The sequence below is a fragment of the Mycoplasmopsis adleri genome, from assembly GCF_045276205.1.
GTDB lineage: Bacteria > Bacillota_I > Bacilli_A > Mycoplasmatales > Metamycoplasmataceae > Mycoplasmopsis > Mycoplasmopsis adleri.
The window spans coordinates 469,652-487,347 of sequence record NZ_CP174162.1; the positions used below are offsets into that span (position 1 = coordinate 469,652).

A 17,696-nucleotide genomic window follows, 5' to 3' on the forward strand; every position below is an offset into this window, starting at 1 on the left:
ACATATCTATAAAAATTGTTAGAATTTATAAAGAAAAATAAGTTTGATTATCTAATTATTAAGATGCTTTTCTAGTCTAAACATTATTCACACGAGCACTAAAAAATGTAAGTAGTGAATTCTAGAACTCAAACAGAATTCAAAAAAAGGGTTTATAGGTTATTAATTTAGCCTATAAACTTCTTTTTTATTTAAATTTTAAGTTGCTACCTAAATGAATAATTTTTGGATTTTTATCAATATTAAAATATCTAATATCGTCATAATCAAAAAAAGCATAATCAAGATTAAAGGTATTATCATCATTAAATTGAAAAATTAATTTACTACCAATTGGATATTTTTCTAATTGATTATGTTCAGGCATCTTAATATCCAACATATGCAAAATAGTTGCTATATTTGTATCATGTCCTACAATTAATGTTATATCTTCAATTTTTTGAGCTTCATGTTTAATTAATTTATATACATTTTTTTCTGAATCTTTAATCAATTTTTCATTAGCAAATATAAAATCGATAACTCTATCTTTTGCTTTTAAAAGATGTTTTAAATCATGAATAAAGTTTTTTGAATTGAAAATTTCTTTTTCAGGAAATCCTAAATAATATTTCAATTGTAAAACATCTGACCAACTTGATGACATAAATAAAGGACCACTAGTTTTATATCATTCTGGAGCCAATTCAAAATTGGTTGCTTCATTATTATATTTACAATTATCTAATTTAAATAATTCATTAACTTTTTTATATATATCTTGCGAAGTCTTATCATATTCGTGAAGTTTAGATCAATCTATATAATCTTCATTAAGATATTTGAGTTGAAATCATTCATCTTCATTTTTAAAAGTATTATCTTTGCAATCTATTTTTGTTTCAATACCAGGCTTTAAACCTAATGATAATAATTGAGCAGTTTCAAAGGTTCGATATGTTGAATTAGCTATTACTTTTAAGTTAGTATTATTTGTGATTTTTAAATAATCCTTAAGTCATTGACTGAATTTAAGTTCTATTAAAGCACCTTTTTTTGTAAGTGTTGGATTCCCAACATTTTCATCATTTCAATTTAAAATATCTTTGTTAAAAAAATCAAGAGATTTTGTCTTTGTAAAAAATGGATATCTTAAACCATGGCGACTAAAAATTAATATTTTTTTCATAGTTCTCCTTATTTTATATATATAATATATATCATATTATTTAATGGCGTTTTTCATGAAAAATTATTTTAAAAAAATATTATTAAAAAAATTAAAAAATATTTTTGTTTTTTAAAACCTGTTATATAATAGAAAAGCTAATTTAATTTATGTTAGCGAAATGTTCTTTGAAAACTAGATATATAAACATGACAGTCAATTTTTTCGAGAGTTTGATCCTGGCTCAGGATGAACGCTGGCTGTGTGCCTAATACATGCATGTCGAGCGATGGTAGCAATACCATAGCGGCGAATGGGTGAGTAACACGTACTCAACGTACCTTTCAGATCGAGATAGCGAGCGGAAACGTTCGATAATATCGAATACTTATATTAATCGCATGATTTTTATATAAAAGGGGCGTTTGCTTCACTGAAAGATCGGGGTGCGCAACATTAGCTAGTTGGTGAGGTAACGGCCCACCAAGGCGATGATGTTTAGCGGGGTTGAGAGACTAAACCGCCACACTGGGACTGAGATACGGCCCAGACTCCTACGGGAGGCAGCAGTAGGGAATATTCCACAATGAGCGAAAGCTTGATGGAGCGACACAGCGTGCAGGATGAAGGTCCTATGGATTGTAAACTGCTGTGGTAAGGGAAGAAAAAATAGTGCAGGAAATGACATTATCTTGACGGTACCTTATTAGAAAGCAACGGCTAACTATGTGCCAGCAGCCGCGGTAATACATAGGTTGCAAGCGTTATCCGGAATTATTGGGCGTAAAGCGTCTGTAGGTTGTTTGTTAAGTCTGGCGTCAAATTTTGGGGCTCAACCCCAAACCGCGTTGGATACTGGCAAACTAGAGTTATGTAGAGGTTAGCGGAATTCCTTGTGAAGCGGTGAAATGCGTAGATATAAGGAAGAACACCAACATGGCGAAGGCAGCTAACTGGACATACACTGACACTGAGAGACGAAAGCGTGGGGAGCGAACAGGATTAGATACCCTGGTAGTCCACGCCCTAAACGATGATCATTAGCTGATGGGGAACTCATCGGCGCAGCTAACGAATTAAATGATCCGCCTGAGTAGTACGTTCGCAAGAATAAAACTTAAAGGAATTGACGGGGATCCGCACAAGCGGTGGAGCATGTGGTTTAATTTGAAGATACGCGTAGAACCTTACCCACTCTTGACATCTTCTGCAAAGCTATAGAGATATAGTGGAGGTTAACAGAATGACAGATGGTGCATGGTTGTCGTCAGCTCGTGTCGTGAGATGTTCGGTTAAGTCCTGCAACGAGCGCAACCCTTATCCTTAGTTACTACCATTTAGTTGAGGACTCTAAGGAGACTGCCCGAGTAATCGGGAGGAAGGTGGGGACGACGTCAAATCATCATGCCTCTTACGAGTGGGGCTACACACGTGCTACAATGGCCGGTACAAAGAGAAGCAAACAGGCGACTGGGAGCAAACCTCAAAAAACCGGTCTCAGTTCGGATTGAAGTCTGCAACTCGACTTCATGAAGTCGGAATCGCTAGTAATCGTAGATCAGCTACGCTACGGTGAATACGTTCTCGGGTCTTGTACACACCGCCCGTCAAACCATGGGAGCTGGTAATGCCCGAAGTCGGTTTATAAAGAAACTGCCTAAGGCAGGACTGGTGACTGGGGTTAAGTCGTAACAAGGTATCCCTACGAGAACGTGGGGATGGATTACCTCCTTTCTACGGAGTACATAAAGTCAAAATAATTGACTTATTAACCTTTTTTACTAGACCTTTTAAACAATTTTGTCATGTGACTTTTATTATGGTCGGAGTCTTATATCTAGTTTTGAGAGAACATCTCTCAATTGTTCTTTGAAAACTGAATAGTAAAATATTTTTCGATATTTACAACGACATCAAATAAATTAATTTGGTTAATTTGTTTTGATTCATCGAGTAATCATAAAGATATATTATGATTCATTGAAATGTCTTAAAATACACATCTAAACATAACAATAGGAAAATACTACTTTTAAATAAGGAAGAGTTTGTGGTGGATGCCTTGGGTCTGGAAGTCGATGAAGGACGTGATTACCTGCGATAAGCCTCGTGGAGCTGGAAATGCGCATTGAAACGGGGATTTCCGAATGGGGAAACCTAGCTAGGGTAATGCCTAGTTGCATATGTCTGAATTCATAGGGCATATTAGCGAGACACCTTGTGAACTGAAACATCTTAGTAGCAAGAGGAAGAGAAAATAAATAATGATTTCTTTAGTAGCGGCGAGCGAACGAGAAAGAGCCCAAACCATTTAAAATGGGGTTGTAGGACAGTCTACATAGAGTGACAAAATTTAATGATAGCAGAAGCTTTTGGGAAGAAGCGGCATAGAGGGTGATACCCCCGTAAGTGAAATTATTAAATCTCTTGACTGTATCCTGAGTAGGGCGGGGCACGTGAAACCCTGTCTGAATCTGCCGGGACCACCCGGTAAGGCTAAATACTAACCAGACACCGATAGTGAACTAGTACCGTGAGGGAAAGGTGAAAAGAACCCCGAGAGGGGAGTGAAATAGATTCTGAAACCACTTACTTACAATTAGTCAGAGCCCGTTAATGGGTGATGGCGTACATCTTGCAGTATGGACCGGCGAGTTACTTTAACATGCGAGGTTAAGCGGAGAAAAGCAGAGCCGTAGAGAAATCGAGTCTTAATAGGGCGAATTAGTATGTTGAAGTACACCCGAAACCATGTGACCTATTCATGAGCAGGCTGAAGCTTGGTTAACCCCAAGTGGAGGGCCGAACCGCAGTACGCTGAAAAGTGCCCGGATGACTTGTGAATAGCGGAGAAATTCCAATCGAACTTGGAGATAGCTGGTTCTCCTCGAAATAGCTTTAGGGCTAGCGTGTAGTGTTAAGTAGTGGTGGTAAAGCACTGAATATGGGATGGCCTCGCCTAGGGGTACTGACTATAATCAAACTCTGAATACCACTATGTATTACTATGCAGTCGGAACCGGGGTGCTAACGTCCCGGCTCGCGAGGGTAACAACCCAGATCGTCAGCTAAGGTCCCAAAATCGTGTTAAGTCAGAAAGGTTGTGAGATTTCATAAACAACTAGGAAGTTGGCTCAGAAGCAGCCATCTTTTAAAGAGTGCGTAATAGCTCACTAGTCAAGAGATCTTGCGCCCACAATGTAACGGGAGTAAAACACGATACCGAAGCTACGGGTACATTTGTACGTTAGAGGAGCGTTCTTAGGACAAAGAAGTCAGACCGTGAGGACTGGTGGAGTGCTAAGAAGTGAGAATGCCGGTATGAGTAACGATTCGTAGTGAGAATCTACGACGCCTATTGGGGAAGGTTTCCTGGGCAAGGTTCGTCCACCCAGGGTTAGTCAGGACCTAAGACGAGGCTGAAAAGCGTAGCCGATGGGCAACAGGTTAATATTCCTGTACTTTCTATATGTGTGATGGAGTGACGGAGGAGGATAGTCATACCTGTTATTGGATTCAGGGGTAAATAACGACTGGTGGTTGTAGGCAAATCCGCAACCTATAACTGGGAGTTATGATGCATAAATCGCAAGATTGAATTTGATGATTTCACACTTCCTAGAAAAGCTTCTAAACTTAAGCACATGGAAACCTGTACCGAGAACGGACACACGTCCCCTAGATGAGTATTCTAAGGCGAGCGAGAAAACTAGTGTTAAGGAACTCTGCAAAATGACCCCGTAAGTTCGCAAGAAGGGGCACCTATGGTAACACATAGGTCACAGTAAATTATGAGGGGCAACTGTTTATCAAAAACACAACTCTCTGCTAAACCGCAAGGTGATGTATGGGGGCGAAGCCTGCCCAGTGCCCGAAGGTTAAGTGGATGCGTTAGCTTATGCGAAGCGTTGAAATGAAGCCCGGGTGAACGGCGGCCGTAACTATAACGGTCCTAAGGTAGCGAAATTCCTTGTCGGCTAAATACTGACCTGCACGAAAGGCATAATAATCTCTCAACTGTCTCAACACTAGACTCGGTGAAATTATGGTCCCAGTGAAAACGCTGGGTACCCGCATCAAGACGAAAAGACCCCATGGAGCTTTACTACAACTTCGTATTGAAATTTGGCCTAACATGTGTAGGATAGGTGGGAGACTGTGAAACCGGGACGCTAGTAACGGTGGAGTCATCCTTGAAATACCACCCTTGTTATGTTGAGTTTCTAACTTGCCATCATTATCAGGTGGGAGGACAGTGCGTGGTGGGTAGTTTGACTGGGGCGGTCGCCTCCTAAAGAGTAACGGAGGCGTTCAAAGGTACACTCAGTACGGTCAGAAACCGTATGTAGAGCGCAAAGGTAGAAGTGTGCTTAACTGTGAGACTTACAAGTCGAGCAGGTGCGAAAGCAGGACTTAGTGATCCGGCTGTACATTGTGGAATGGCAGTCGCTCAACGGATAAAAGTTACCCTGGGGATAACAGGCTAATCTTGCCCAAGAGATCACATCGACGGCAAGGTTTGGCACCTCGATGTCGGCTCATCGCATCCTGGAGCTGGAGTCGGTTCCAAGGGTTGGGCTGTTCGCCCATTAAAGCGGTACGCGAGCTGGGTTCAAAACGTCGTGAGACAGTTTGGTCCCTATCTGATGTGGGCGTTGGAATATTGATGAGAGCCGCTCTTAGTACGAGAGGACCGGAGTAGACATACCGCTGGTGTTCCAGTTGTTCCGCCAGGAGCATAGCTGGGTAGCTAAGTATGGAAAGGATAACCGCTGAAAGCATCTAAGTGGGAAGCCTCCTCAGAGATGAGTATTCCCTTGAAATTCCTTATAGACTATGAGGTTGATAGGCTGGATGTGTAAGCACAGCAATGTGTTGAGCTGACCAGTACTAATAAATTGATAGGTTTAAAAGTAGAGATGTGATTTTAAAACATTTCAATGAAACATAAATTACTATTCAGTTTTCAGAGAACAAATCGCCATTGAGGCGTTTTTTTATTCTTTGAAAAAAATGACGAAAAGCACTGTTTTATAGGTTTATTAGTTTATTTTGCTAAATTAAAAAATGCTAATTTTTATGCTGCAAATAGACATAAATATTAGCATTTAAAAAACTTATATTATTATATAATATAAGTATTATTTTAATTTTTGCAAGCTTATAAAATATGTATATAAAAAAGGAGAATAAATGAAAAACTTTGGTTTAAAGGTAAGACAGTTTTTTTATAATTTTGGTAAAAAATGAAAAGACTTTTGATCTACAAAAGAAATTACTAAAAAATTTTTATATACATCATTGTTATTAGCAATTTATTTAATATGTACATGTATTAGATCACCATTTGTTAGAATTGATCAACCGGATATTATTCAAAAAGATAATTTCTTAAATACCTTGAACTTAATTGGTGGTGGAGGACTTAGACAGTTTTCATTAGTTGCCCTTGGAATTAGTCCTTTTATTAATGCTTCGTTGATTATGTCTTTATTACAAACGAGAGCTTTCCCGCCAATCCATAAGTTGTCGCAGAGTGGTCCACAAGGAAGAAAAACCATTAACGTTATAACTAGAATTTTAACTTTAATTATTGCCTTCCCTCAAGCTTTCATGCTTACTAAAGCTTTAACAGCTGGTGATAATCCTTTCATTAGTATTGAAACACATAACTTAAACAAGAACCTTGTAGTTTATTTCATATTACCAATGATTTTAATAGGTGGTTCATTATTCTCATTATTCTTAGCTGAACAAATTACAAACAAAGGAATTGGAAACGGTACAAGTTTAATTATCTTTATTGGTATTGCTTTCCAATTACCTAGTCAATTTGGAACAGCAATTAAAACTTATGTAAGTGAATCAGGTCATTCAGCTATCATTATTGGTGTGCTTAAATTCTTAACTTACTTATTCGTATATCTTTCTTTGCTCTTTATTATTGTGGTAGTTCATTTAGCTGAAAGACATGTGCCTATTCAACAAATTGGTGCTGGTAGAAGTAAGAATGTTAAAGAAATGGGTAGCTTACCAATTAAGTTAAATCCTGGTGGAGTTATGCCAATGATTTTCGCATCAATGTTTGTTTCATTCCCAATCTTAATTGCTAGAATACTTCCTAAAACAAATGAAGGAGCAATTTGAATTTTACAACATATGCAATTTAATCAACCATTAGGTTTAAGTTTATTAGTTGTCTTAACATTCTTCTTCTCATTCATTATTGGTTTACAACAATCAAGAGTTGATAGAATTGCTGAAGACTTTTCAAAGAGTTCAACCTTTATTCCTGGTATTCAACCTGGCGAACAAACCGAAGATTATTTAGTTGGCATTGTTATGAGATTATCAACCTTTAGTGCTTTCTATTTAACAATCTTAGTTTCATTCCAATATTTAATGGTGATGATCCTTGGAATTCCTTCAGCGATGTCTTTTGGTGGTACTGGAATGATGATTATTGTTTCAGTAGCCTTAGAAACAATTGACCAATTTAAAGCTCGTTTAAAATCAAGTCAGCTTTCAAAACAAAAGAAAATCTCAAGAATGGTTTCAGAAAATATTTCTGAATCAAAAACTGCGGACGACAACATTTATGGTTTTGCAGACATTGATAAAACTAAAGTTAAAAAATACAATGAAAATAAAAATGAGGATGGTTTATTATGATAAATCAAAAAGCTAAATTAAACAACATGGTCTTTATGGGTCCTCCAGGTGTTGGCAAAGGTACAGTTGCTGCAATTATTGCTAAAGAAACTGGATTAGTTCATTTATCAACTGGTAATATCTTCCGTGAAGAAATTGCTTCAAAAAGTGAACTCGGTTTTAAAGTTGCTAAAATAGTTGAATCAGGTGGCTATGTTCCAGATGAAATTACTAACGAAATTGTGAAAAAGAAAATTATGACTTTAAAAAAATCTAACCAATTAGTAATTTTAGATGGTTATCCTCGTACATTAGCTCAAGTTAAGTTCCTAGATTCATTAAAAGAATTTTCTTACGATGTAATTGAACTTTATGCTCCTGAATCATTAATTCTAGAAAGATTAAGCGGCAGAAGATTTTGTCCAGAATGTAAAGCTAGCTTCCACATTATCTTTATGCCTTCAGCTAAAGGCGACATTTGTGATAAATGTGGTGCCACATTAATCACAAGAAAAGATGATTCAGTAGAATCAATTAAGAAAAGACAAGAAGTATATCAAAACGAAACTAAACCATTATTAGAGTATTATAAAGATGTTGCATTTGTATTTGATGCTTCAGGTAAACCAGAAGAAATTGCTGCAAAAATAATTGCTACAGTTTCTAAAAAATATGTAAAATAGTTAAATAATTAATTAAGACTAGAAAGAGGCAAAAATGATTACAATTAAGAGCCCTCGTGAAATCGAATTAATTACTAAAAGCTGCAAGATCCTGGCAGAAGTTAAAGAAGTTTTATATGACTTTGTAAGACCAGGTGTTTCATTAAAAGAACTTGATTCAATCGCTTTTAATGAGATAGTAAAAAGAGGTGCTAAACCCGCATTTAAAGGTTTATACGGTTTTCCAGCTACCGCATGCATCTCAGTGAACGAAGAATTGATTCATGGTATTCCAAGTGATTATGTTATTAAAGATGGTGACATTGTAAAAGTTGACTTAGGTTGCAACTATCAAGGATACCAAAGTGATAGCGCCTTTACAAAAGGCGTAGGTAACATCAGCGAGGACGATAAAAAAATTATCCGCGTTGCTAAAGAAGCTTTTGAAGCTGGTTTAAAAGCTATTAAGCCTGGCGCGAGAGTTGGCGATGTTAGCTATGCTATAGGCAGAGTTATCGAACAAAATAATTTATACACACCTAGTGAATATTGTGGTCATGGTATTGGCAAAGCCGTACATGAAGATCCAAACGTTTTTAACGATGGATTTCCTAACACTGGTCCTTTATTAAGAGACAACATGGTAATTTGTATTGAACCAATGATTCTCCAAGGCAGTGCTAAAGTTAGACTCAAGAAAAACAGATGAACTGTTGTTAGTGTTGAAAAGAAAAATGCTGCTCACTACGAACATACAGTTCTAATTAAAAACGGCAAAGGTGTTGTTTTAACGAAAGGAATTTAATTAATGGCAAAAGACGCTATTAAGATGAGAGCCGTAGTCGAAACTACTTATTCAGCTGATGAATATGCAGTTAAGCTCGAAAACGGATTAGTAATTAAAGCTCATATCTCAGGCAAAATGCGTGTAAATCACATTCGTATTTTACCTGGTGATGAAGTTGAGGTAGAAATTAGTCCTTACAACTTACAACTAGGACGAATTACTTACCGTCACAAATAATTAAGGAGACAAAACATGAAAGTTAGAGCTAGCGTAAAAAAGATGTGTAAAGATTGTCGTATTATTAAACGTAAAGGTGTTATTAGGGTAATTTGTTCAACACCTAAACACAAACAAAGACAAGGATAGGATTAATATATGGCTAGAATTTTAAACGTTGAAATTCCAAATAACAAACGTGTAGTTGTTTCATTAACCTACATTCATGGAATTGGAAATACAAGAGCACATGAAATTTGTGCTAAAGCAAATATTGATGAAAACATCAGAGCAAAAGATTTAACAGAAGCACAATTAAGTGCCATCCGTGAAATCGCTAAAGATTATGTAACAGAAGGTGACTTACGTAGAGAAGTTTCATTAAACATCAAACGTTTAATGGAAATTAAATGCTACCGCGGAATTAGACACCGTAAAGGTTTACCAGTTAGAGGACAAAGTACACAAAGTAATGCTCGTACACGTAAAGGTCCTAGAAAAACTGTTGCTGGTAAAAAATCACAAAAATAGTTAGGAGTAAATCATGGCTAAAAAAACTAAGAAAAAGAATATTACAACTGGTGTTGCCCACATTCACTCAACTAACCAAAACACCATCGTTACATTTGCTGATGAACTTGGTAATGTAATTGCTTGAAGTTCATCAGGAGCTATTGGTTACAAAGGAACCAAAAAGAAAACCCCATATGCAGCTGGTTTAGCTGCTCAAGCAGCGTCAGAAGCTGCTAAAGAACACGGTATTAAAAGCGTTAGAGTTGAACTTAAAGGTTTAGGTGCTGGTAAAGATGCAGCTAGAAAACAAATCGAAGTTGCAGGTATTATCGTAACAGAAGTTAAAGATGTAACACCTACTCCACACAACGGAACAAGACCTCCAAAACGTATTCGTAAACGTGAAAAGATGAAATAATATAAAAGGAGAATATTACTATGGAAAAGATGTCTAAATTAGATTACTTACAAGTAAATAGCTCTTCTATTAACAAAAATCAAACCAACGAAGTAACATTTTCAATTAAACCTCTTGAAAGAGGATTCGGAAATACCATCGCAGTTGCTCTTAGAAGAGTTGTCTTATCAAACATTACCTCATTAGCATTATTTGCTATCAAAATCGAAAATGTAGCCCACGAATTCCAAACAATTCCAGGCATCGTAGAAGACGTAACAGCTATTATTATGAACTTAAGAAAAGTTAGATTCCAATACGATCCACAATACATTAAAGACGGCGATATTGTTAAAGTTTCACTTAAAGCAGATCAACCAGGTGTTGTAACTTCAAGAAACTTAGTAGTTTCAAACCCTAGTGTTGAAATTGTTAATAAAACTACTCCAATTGCTACTTTAAATGCTAAAGGTACATTAAACTTAGAAATGTTTTTACGTTTAGGACGTGGTTTCATGTCAAACGAAGAAAACAAGAAATTCTTACAAAATGATGCTTTATTCACTTCAAAAATTGAATCAAACATCCGTAGAGGATTATATATCGCTACAGACAGTAACTTTAACCCAGTTGATAAAGTAAGCTACAGCGTACATGAATTGAACTCTTCAAGCAACAAAATTGAAGAAGAATTAAAATTCTCAATTACCACTGACGGTACAGTTACACCTAAATATGTAATTCAACAAGCTTGTGAAATTTTAGTTGCTCACTTTGCAATTATTGGTAAAGTAGACCAAATGAAATTACAAGTATTCGAAGGAGATAAAGTACAAAAAGAAGAACCAGTTGAAAATGACTTAGATATTAGTCAATTAGGTCTTTCAGTGCGTTCATTAAATGCTCTTAGAAGAATTAACAAAACTAAAATTAGTCAAATTGCTGCGATGACTTTAGAAGAATTAGAACAAACCAAAAACCTTGGTAAAAAATCACTTGACGAAATTCAAGAATGTTTAAAACAAAATGGTTATAGTCTTAACAAAGGAGATGAATAATGGCTAATCCAACACAAATTTACAGTCGTGATTCAAAATGACGCAAAGGCGTTATGAGAACACTTGTAAGCGAATTATTTGCAAATGGTCGTGTTACAACTACTTTAACTCGTGCGAAAGAATTACGTCGTCACGCTGAAAAGTTAATTACTAAAGCTAAAAACCCAACTTTAGCAAACCGTAGAAAAGCTGCTGCTTTCTTACGTTCAATCGAAACCGCTGATAAAAGTACTACCGTTTTAAATCACTTATTTAACACAATCGCTCCATCATACAAAAACCGTAATGGTGGATACACAAGAATTTACAAATTAGTTAGCCGTCAAGGCGACAACGCTCCTATGGCTATTATTGAATTAGTTAAATAATTCACTAAACCATAAACACTTTAATTACTTAACTAACAATCATTTTATTCCAACCAATCATCTACTAAACGCTTTTAAAAAGCGTTTTTTTATTTTGCTTTTTACTTTGCTCGCCTACAAACCTAGCTCCTCGCTCCATTTCTTAATTAACCTATAAAACAGTTAAATTAGACAAATTTGCCTGCCCTTACATCTTATCTATTTTGCCACCCGTTTTCATCATTAAAATGATGAAAATCTATTCATTCCAGAAATAAAAGTCCCAACATTTGAAAATGTCGGGATTTTTCTGTCCTTTTGGTAAAATAAAAATGATAAAAAGAAAGGACAACATAATTATATATGAAAAACGATAAAAAAATTTTCTGTACTTTGGTTAGAAGTAAAAATGTGCATAACAAAATTCAAACTTCACAAATTCATTTCGCTGTTGATAAGAATTACTCTGAAATTTTAAGCCGCTCGAAAAACTACTCGACACACAAAAACCATATCGGTTTTGCAGAAGTGTTTCAGATAATATATGGATTACTAAATTTTCAATCTTTAAAAGAAATATCTCAAAATATTGAAATATCGACTAAAGCGATTAAAAGGTTTTTATTTAAATATTCAAAAGGAATATATTTAGGCAAAGGCGATAGAAAAACCTGTGATTGTTGTGATGCTAAAATTAAAAAAGTTCGTTATTTAGATCTTGATGAATTTATGATAAATGTTGCTAATTTTGATAAAAGTAAAAGAATAGCATATTCAAAAAAGAAAATAGAACAATATCAAGATTTTAGAAATTTTTGAACAGAGCTTTTTGATGATTATACCCAAAATAGAAATAATAAAGATTTAGCAAAAAGAACGCCTAAGCTAAGCGCTAACGAAATATTAAGAAGATTTGAAGAAAAGTATCCAAACAGCTATAAACCTTCAAAATCTATGGTATATAATTTGATATCACAAAGAGTCTTTAAAGACCTTGAAATAGGCATTTTGGTCAATTTATCCACCAAAGGAATTAAACAAAAACGACCCCCAAAAAGAGACAGTCGAAAGCTTAAAAAGATTGGAGTTAGCATTGATCAACGCAGCACAGAAATCAATGAAAGACTTAGAGATAATGATTATGAATTAGATACTGTTATTGGTTCAAAAACTGATCAATGTTGTTTCGTAACGCTAATTAATAGAAAGACTAGACGCTTCTATTTTCATATGGTACGGCGGACTAGCACTGGTGTTAGAGATGGGCTGATATACCTAATGCAAAAATATAACTTGACAATAGATTCGCTAACCATAGATAATGGTAGTGAAAATGCGAAACTAGATGAAGTGCCAGGTATTAAGCAAATATATAAATGTCACCCATATTGTTCGGGAGAAAAAGGCTCTATCGAAAACTGCCACAGGTTATTAAGACGGTATTTTAAAAAAGGCAAGTCTATAGACCCTTACTACGGTCAAGATTTGACTCCTGTTATGGATTTTATAAATAATTACAAGAGAAGCATTCGCTTCTAATCCAAACTTTTTATGTGCTAAAAAGTTTGACAAAAAGGCACTTACTTTTTTGGAAAAAAGTAAGCAAAAACTCAAGTTTTTTACAAAACTTGGTATTTTCGTTTAAATTTTTTTAGGATTTTAAAGCTTTTCTTGGTAATAATTTATAATTTTTGTAACATTTTTGATTTTACGCAAAATTAGGACTTTTAAAATTGGAATTTATAAAATGATGAAAATCACTTAAATATTAACTTTTACTATATAATATAGATTATGATTAAAGTTGAAAATCTTATATTTAAATATCCAAGCGCAAAAACAAACGCTATTAACAATTTAAACCTCGAAATTGAACGAGGAAAATATGTAGCAATCCTTGGACATAATGGTTCTGGCAAAAGTACTTTTTCAAAACTTTTAGTTGCCTTATACAAACCATTATCAGGCACAATTGAAATCGACGGTACAGTCATTTCTAAAAAAACCATCAAAGAAATCCGGAAAAAAATCGGGATTATTTTTCAAAATCCAGACAACCAATTTATCGGTGCTTCAGTTGAAGACGACATCGCTTTCGGTTTAGAAAACAAATGTGTTCCAACCAAAGACATGAAACAAATTATTGACCATTTAAGTTATGAAGTTGGTATGAAGGATTACTTAGAAAAAGCTCCTCAATTTCTTTCTGGAGGTCAAAAGCAAAGAGTTGCAATTGCTTCAGTTTTAGCTTTAGACCCTGAAATTATTATCTTTGATGAAGTTACAAGTATGCTTGATCCACTTGGAAAACGTAAGGTGCTTGAAATTATTCATAAAGTCCAAAAAGAAAAGAATAAAACTTTAATCTCAATTACTCATGATATGGATGAAGCTATTTTAGCTGATTATTGTTTAGTTTTTGCTAACGGTCAAGTTATAGCTTCTGGCGAGCCTAAAGATATTCTAAAAAACAAAGAAATTATCGAAATTGCCAAAATTGATTCACCATTTATTTACAAACTTAGCGAAAAAATTAAAGGTATTGAGCCAACTTACAATGAAGAGGAACTTTTAAACGAATTATGCAAATAGATGTTAAAAATTTAACTTATACCTTTTCAAAGAAAACTAAGTCAGCTCATGTCGCTTTAAAAAACATTAATTGTACAATTAAACAAGGTGAATTTATTGGAATTATAGGTCAAACAGGTAGTGGTAAAACCACATTAGTTGAACATTTAAATGGTTTATTAATTCCTCAAGAAGGTACAGTTGAATGAACCTTCATGAATGAAAGAATGAACAAAAAAACTGAACAAAAAGAAACATTTAACGATTGTGTTGTTTCAAAATACAATCGCATGAATAAATTAAAGAAAGTAAAAGACATCCGTAAAAGAGTTGGAGTTGTCTTCCAATTTGCTGAATATCAGCTTTTTGAAGAAACCATTCAAGCTGATATAGCTTATGGTCCTAAGACCTTTGGAGTACCTAAAAAAGAAGCTTTAGAACGTGCCGGAGAATACTTAAAATTAGTCGGATTGGACGAAAGCTATCTTAAAAAATCTCCATTTGAACTTTCAGGTGGTCAAAAAAGAAGAGTGGCGCTAGCTGGTATTTTAGCTATGGAACCTGATTTTCTAATAGCTGACGAACCAACCGCTGGTTTAGATCCTGTCGGCGTTGTTGAAATCCTCAATATATTTAAAAAGCTCCACGAGCAAGGTAAAACAATTATCATTGTAACTCACGATTTGGATAATGTTTTAGAATACACAAACCGTGTTTTAATCTTAAAAGATGGTGAATTAGTAAAAGATGGACCAACATATGAAACTTTAAAAGATGTTGATTTTCTTAAAGCTAATTATATGGAGCCACCTCGCTTATTAAACTTTATTGATAAGCTCGAAAAAAGAGGTTTAAATGTGCCTAAAGTCGCCTCAATTGATGAATTAGCAACCTTTTTAAACCATCATTTAGCTTCAAAGCGGAAAGGTGGTAATCATGAATAGTGCTTACGGACGCTACATGTGAAATGATACCTTTGTGCATCGTCTTGATCCTAGGTTTAAAATTTGTTTCACAATTATTTATATTGTTTTAACCTTTATTGCTAAAGATTTTATTACACTAGCTATCTTATTTGTGCCGCTGCTTATCTTATATTTAATAGGTATCCAAAGCATTAAATCAGTCTTTAAGTTATGAATTATGCCATTGATTATTGGTTTCTTCTTATTCTGAGTTAATGTTTATACGATGAAATATACCGTTTATGATTCAAACGGTGTTATGACACAAGCTTATAGCTCACTTAAAAACTGATATCCATTTCCAATTCATTTAGGTAAGGATTATTATATTTCTTGAGAAGCTGTAGCTAGAACACTTGGCTTAGTTGTTAGAGTTTATATTATGATTATGGTAACAAGTTTAATGGTTAATACAACTAAACCAGCTTTATTATCTAAATCATTAGAAGACTTGCTCTTACCACTTAAATTATTATTTATCCAAACTCACGTAATTGTAATGATAATTTACATCGCTTTGCGTTTTATTCCAACCTTGCTTGAAGAAGCTGAAAGAATTCAAAAAGCCCAAGCTAGCCGTGGTGTGGACTTTAAAAACGGTAAATTCAAAGACAAAGTTAAATCATTTACAACTTTAATTATTCCACTTTTCGTAACCGCTTTTTCTAAAGCTGAAGACTTAGCTAATGCTATGGAAACTAGAGGTTATGATCCATATGCTAAAAGAACTCGTTATAGAATTATTATCCCAACTTGACGTGATTTGATTTTAACTATTATTTGTATTGCTATGATAGTTTATGTAGCTTTAATCGATAGAAACGTAATACCTTGAAAGAGCATTCCATGATATAGCAACGCTTTCTTTGCTTACTAGAATAATCAACTTAATACTGCAACTAGAGCAGTATTTTTTATGCTCCTTTTCGTGTTTTAACTTATTCTAATAACCATTACATAAATTAACTTATTAACCTATAAAACAGGCTAATTAAAAAAGCAAGCACATAATATGCTTGCTCATTGATTTAGTGATTATCAAAATTAACTTTAGTAAAAATCTTGTCAATTTCTGTTTGGCTGAACTTTAAAGTAATCGCTATATCTTTAAGATTTGTATTAATTAAATTATCGGTTGCTTCTTTAACATTCTTAATTAAATCCGATATTATTTCAAAATTACTTTTATTATCTTTATTAACTTTAAGAAATTCTTGTATTAATTTTATGTCATTTTTTAACATATTATAATTGTCTAAACTTACATTATTTTTAGCGAAAACTTGTTCAAACACCTTATCATATTTATCAAAACTAAATGTTTTTATATTAGTTTGCTTATCTAAATATTCAAAATAAAGTTGCAAAGTATAAAGTAAATCATATGTTGCATGTGAGTGATCGTGTTTTGAATGTTCATCATGTCCTTTTTGTAAAGATTCAACAAATTTTTCATAGCTTTGAAAACTTTGAGGATTTATGTTGATTACATAATTTAAAACCTTTTTATATTCTGTTTCTAAGGCTTGTTGTCAGTTTTCTTTTTTAATAACTTCACCATTTTTTACTTTATTAGCATATGAGTTCGTGATTTTAGAATCTTTGATTAAGTCATTAACATTACTATAATTTTGTATAATCATGCTCAAAAGATCTCAAGCAATAAAATTAGCATGATGAATAAAATCTTTTCATAATTTTTCTTCACCTAAAAAGATACTTTCTTTAAAGAAAGGTTTCAATAAATTTTGGTCAGCTTCACTAAATTTCTTGATTTGTTCATTTAATCTTTTGCATGCAAATTTTAATGAAGTTGATTGCTCATCAGTTTCACCATCATAAAATGGTTTTATCATTTGGTCATAAATAATATTGTTGAATGTATTAGCAATACCTTGTTTATTTGCAGTTGAAATAAACTTTTGATTGTCTGAAACTCATTTAACAAAGTAATCGTTAAAAATGTTTTTTAAGCCTGTTTTATAGGCAAATAATTTATTTTTTAATAACTTATTATTTTCTGAATAATTCTTTCCTGTATTATTACAACTAATTACTAAAGCACTTGAAGTGGCAGTCATAATTGTTGATGCAGGAAGAAAAAAACTAAGTTTTTTCATATATATTTTCCTTTCTGGTTGTGCTTAAAAGTTGTCTTAAATACATTGTAGCATAAATATTACTATTTTTACTTTTTAACCAGTTAAGCTGCTTAATTCAAAACATAAAACTAAATAAACAATTAAAAATATGATAATATTTAATAGAAGAAATTGACAGAGGTATTTGTTTTTATAAAACAAATTGAGAAATACTCTTAGAGCTGATCGGGTTCAGACCTGCGTAGCAAGTTCAATTATAAATTGAATTTTTAGTGTT

The 17,696-nt window shown here is 33.9% G+C and carries 15 protein-coding genes, 2 rRNA genes and 1 riboswitch; of the genes, 15 read left to right on the plus strand and 2 right to left on the minus strand.

The features are described 5' to 3' along the window. Positions 1-187: 187 nt before the first annotated feature. Complete coding sequence (locus tag ACJA22_RS02095) at positions 188-1,171, minus strand: hypothetical protein (protein WP_406617487.1); 984 nt, start codon at positions 1,169-1,171, stop codon at positions 188-190. Between the two features lie 200 nt (positions 1,172-1,371). On the opposite strand from ACJA22_RS02095, the gene ACJA22_RS02100 reads away from it, so the two are divergent. The 15 genes from ACJA22_RS02100 (at position 1,372) to ACJA22_RS02170 (ending at position 16,194) form a co-directional block, all read left to right on the plus strand. Continuing rightward, positions 1,372-2,884, plus strand: a 16S ribosomal RNA gene (locus ACJA22_RS02100). A gap of 296 nt (positions 2,885-3,180) precedes the next feature. Further along, positions 3,181-6,065: ribosomal RNA gene (locus ACJA22_RS02105) — 23S ribosomal RNA — on the plus strand. Together the 16S and 23S rRNA genes form the textbook arrangement of a ribosomal RNA operon. A 278-nt stretch (positions 6,066-6,343) precedes the next feature. Continuing rightward, the gene (gene secY, locus ACJA22_RS02110) at positions 6,344-7,825 is read left to right on the plus strand and encodes a preprotein translocase subunit SecY (RefSeq protein WP_406617488.1); all 1,482 of its coding nucleotides are present in this window, start codon (positions 6,344-6,346) and stop codon (positions 7,823-7,825) included. Next, the gene (locus ACJA22_RS02115) at positions 7,819-8,484 is read left to right on the plus strand and encodes an adenylate kinase family protein (RefSeq protein ID WP_406617489.1); all 666 of its coding nucleotides are present in this window, start codon (positions 7,819-7,821) and stop codon (positions 8,482-8,484) included. Before secY ends, ACJA22_RS02115 begins: the two co-directional genes overlap by 7 nt. A gap of 34 nt (positions 8,485-8,518) precedes the next feature. Beyond that, complete coding sequence (gene map / locus ACJA22_RS02120) at positions 8,519-9,268, plus strand: type I methionyl aminopeptidase (RefSeq protein ID WP_406617490.1); 750 nt, start codon at positions 8,519-8,521, stop codon at positions 9,266-9,268. Positions 9,269-9,271: 3 nt separating this feature from the next. Continuing rightward, positions 9,272-9,487, plus strand: a complete 216-nt coding sequence (infA, locus tag ACJA22_RS02125) for a translation initiation factor IF-1 (RefSeq protein WP_406617491.1) — start codon at positions 9,272-9,274, stop codon at positions 9,485-9,487. 15 nt (positions 9,488-9,502) lie between these two features. Next, positions 9,503-9,616 carry a 50S ribosomal protein L36 gene (rpmJ, locus tag ACJA22_RS02130; RefSeq protein WP_406617492.1) on the plus strand — a complete coding sequence of 38 codons (114 nt, stop codon included), beginning with the start codon at positions 9,503-9,505 and terminating at the stop codon, positions 9,614-9,616. A gap of 9 nt (positions 9,617-9,625) precedes the next feature. Then, positions 9,626-9,997, plus strand: coding sequence for a 30S ribosomal protein S13 (rpsM, locus tag ACJA22_RS02135; RefSeq protein ID WP_406617493.1), 372 nt, complete (start codon positions 9,626-9,628; stop codon positions 9,995-9,997). A gap of 13 nt (positions 9,998-10,010) precedes the next feature. After that, complete coding sequence (rpsK, locus tag ACJA22_RS02140; RefSeq protein WP_406617494.1) at positions 10,011-10,397, plus strand: 30S ribosomal protein S11; 387 nt, start codon at positions 10,011-10,013, stop codon at positions 10,395-10,397. Positions 10,398-10,417: 20 nt separating this feature from the next. Further along, positions 10,418-11,434, plus strand: coding sequence for a DNA-directed RNA polymerase subunit alpha (locus ACJA22_RS02145; RefSeq protein ID WP_406617495.1), 1,017 nt, complete (start codon positions 10,418-10,420; stop codon positions 11,432-11,434). Continuing rightward, the gene (rplQ, locus tag ACJA22_RS02150; protein WP_406617496.1) at positions 11,434-11,802 is read left to right on the plus strand and encodes a 50S ribosomal protein L17; all 369 of its coding nucleotides are present in this window, start codon (positions 11,434-11,436) and stop codon (positions 11,800-11,802) included. The genes ACJA22_RS02145 and rplQ overlap by 1 nt, the downstream gene beginning before the upstream one ends. Before the next feature lie 342 nt (positions 11,803-12,144). After that, positions 12,145-13,320, plus strand: coding sequence for an IS30 family transposase (locus tag ACJA22_RS02155; RefSeq protein WP_406617158.1), 1,176 nt, complete (start codon positions 12,145-12,147; stop codon positions 13,318-13,320). Positions 13,321-13,575: 255 nt separating this feature from the next. After that, the gene (locus ACJA22_RS02160) at positions 13,576-14,373 is read left to right on the plus strand and encodes an energy-coupling factor transporter ATPase (protein WP_406617497.1); all 798 of its coding nucleotides are present in this window, start codon (positions 13,576-13,578) and stop codon (positions 14,371-14,373) included. Then, a complete protein-coding gene (locus ACJA22_RS02165; protein WP_406617498.1) occupies positions 14,364-15,296 on the plus strand; it encodes an energy-coupling factor transporter ATPase in 933 nt (310 codons plus the stop codon). Before ACJA22_RS02160 ends, ACJA22_RS02165 begins: the two co-directional genes overlap by 10 nt. Next, positions 15,289-16,194 (plus strand): energy-coupling factor transporter transmembrane component T family protein, encoded by a 906-nt coding sequence (locus ACJA22_RS02170; protein WP_406617499.1) that lies wholly within the window; start codon positions 15,289-15,291, stop codon positions 16,192-16,194. The genes ACJA22_RS02165 and ACJA22_RS02170 overlap by 8 nt, the downstream gene beginning before the upstream one ends. 151 nt (positions 16,195-16,345) lie before the next feature. Here the strand turns inward: ACJA22_RS02170 and ACJA22_RS02175 are convergent, their stop codons facing one another. Beyond that, positions 16,346-17,437 carry an MAG5150 family histidine triad lipoprotein gene (locus ACJA22_RS02175; RefSeq protein WP_406617500.1) on the minus strand — a complete coding sequence of 364 codons (1,092 nt, stop codon included), beginning with the start codon at positions 17,435-17,437 and terminating at the stop codon, positions 16,346-16,348. Positions 17,438-17,585: 148 nt separating this feature from the next. Further along, a riboswitch (TPP riboswitch) is annotated at positions 17,586-17,685 on the plus strand. Positions 17,686-17,696: the final 11 nt, after the last annotated feature.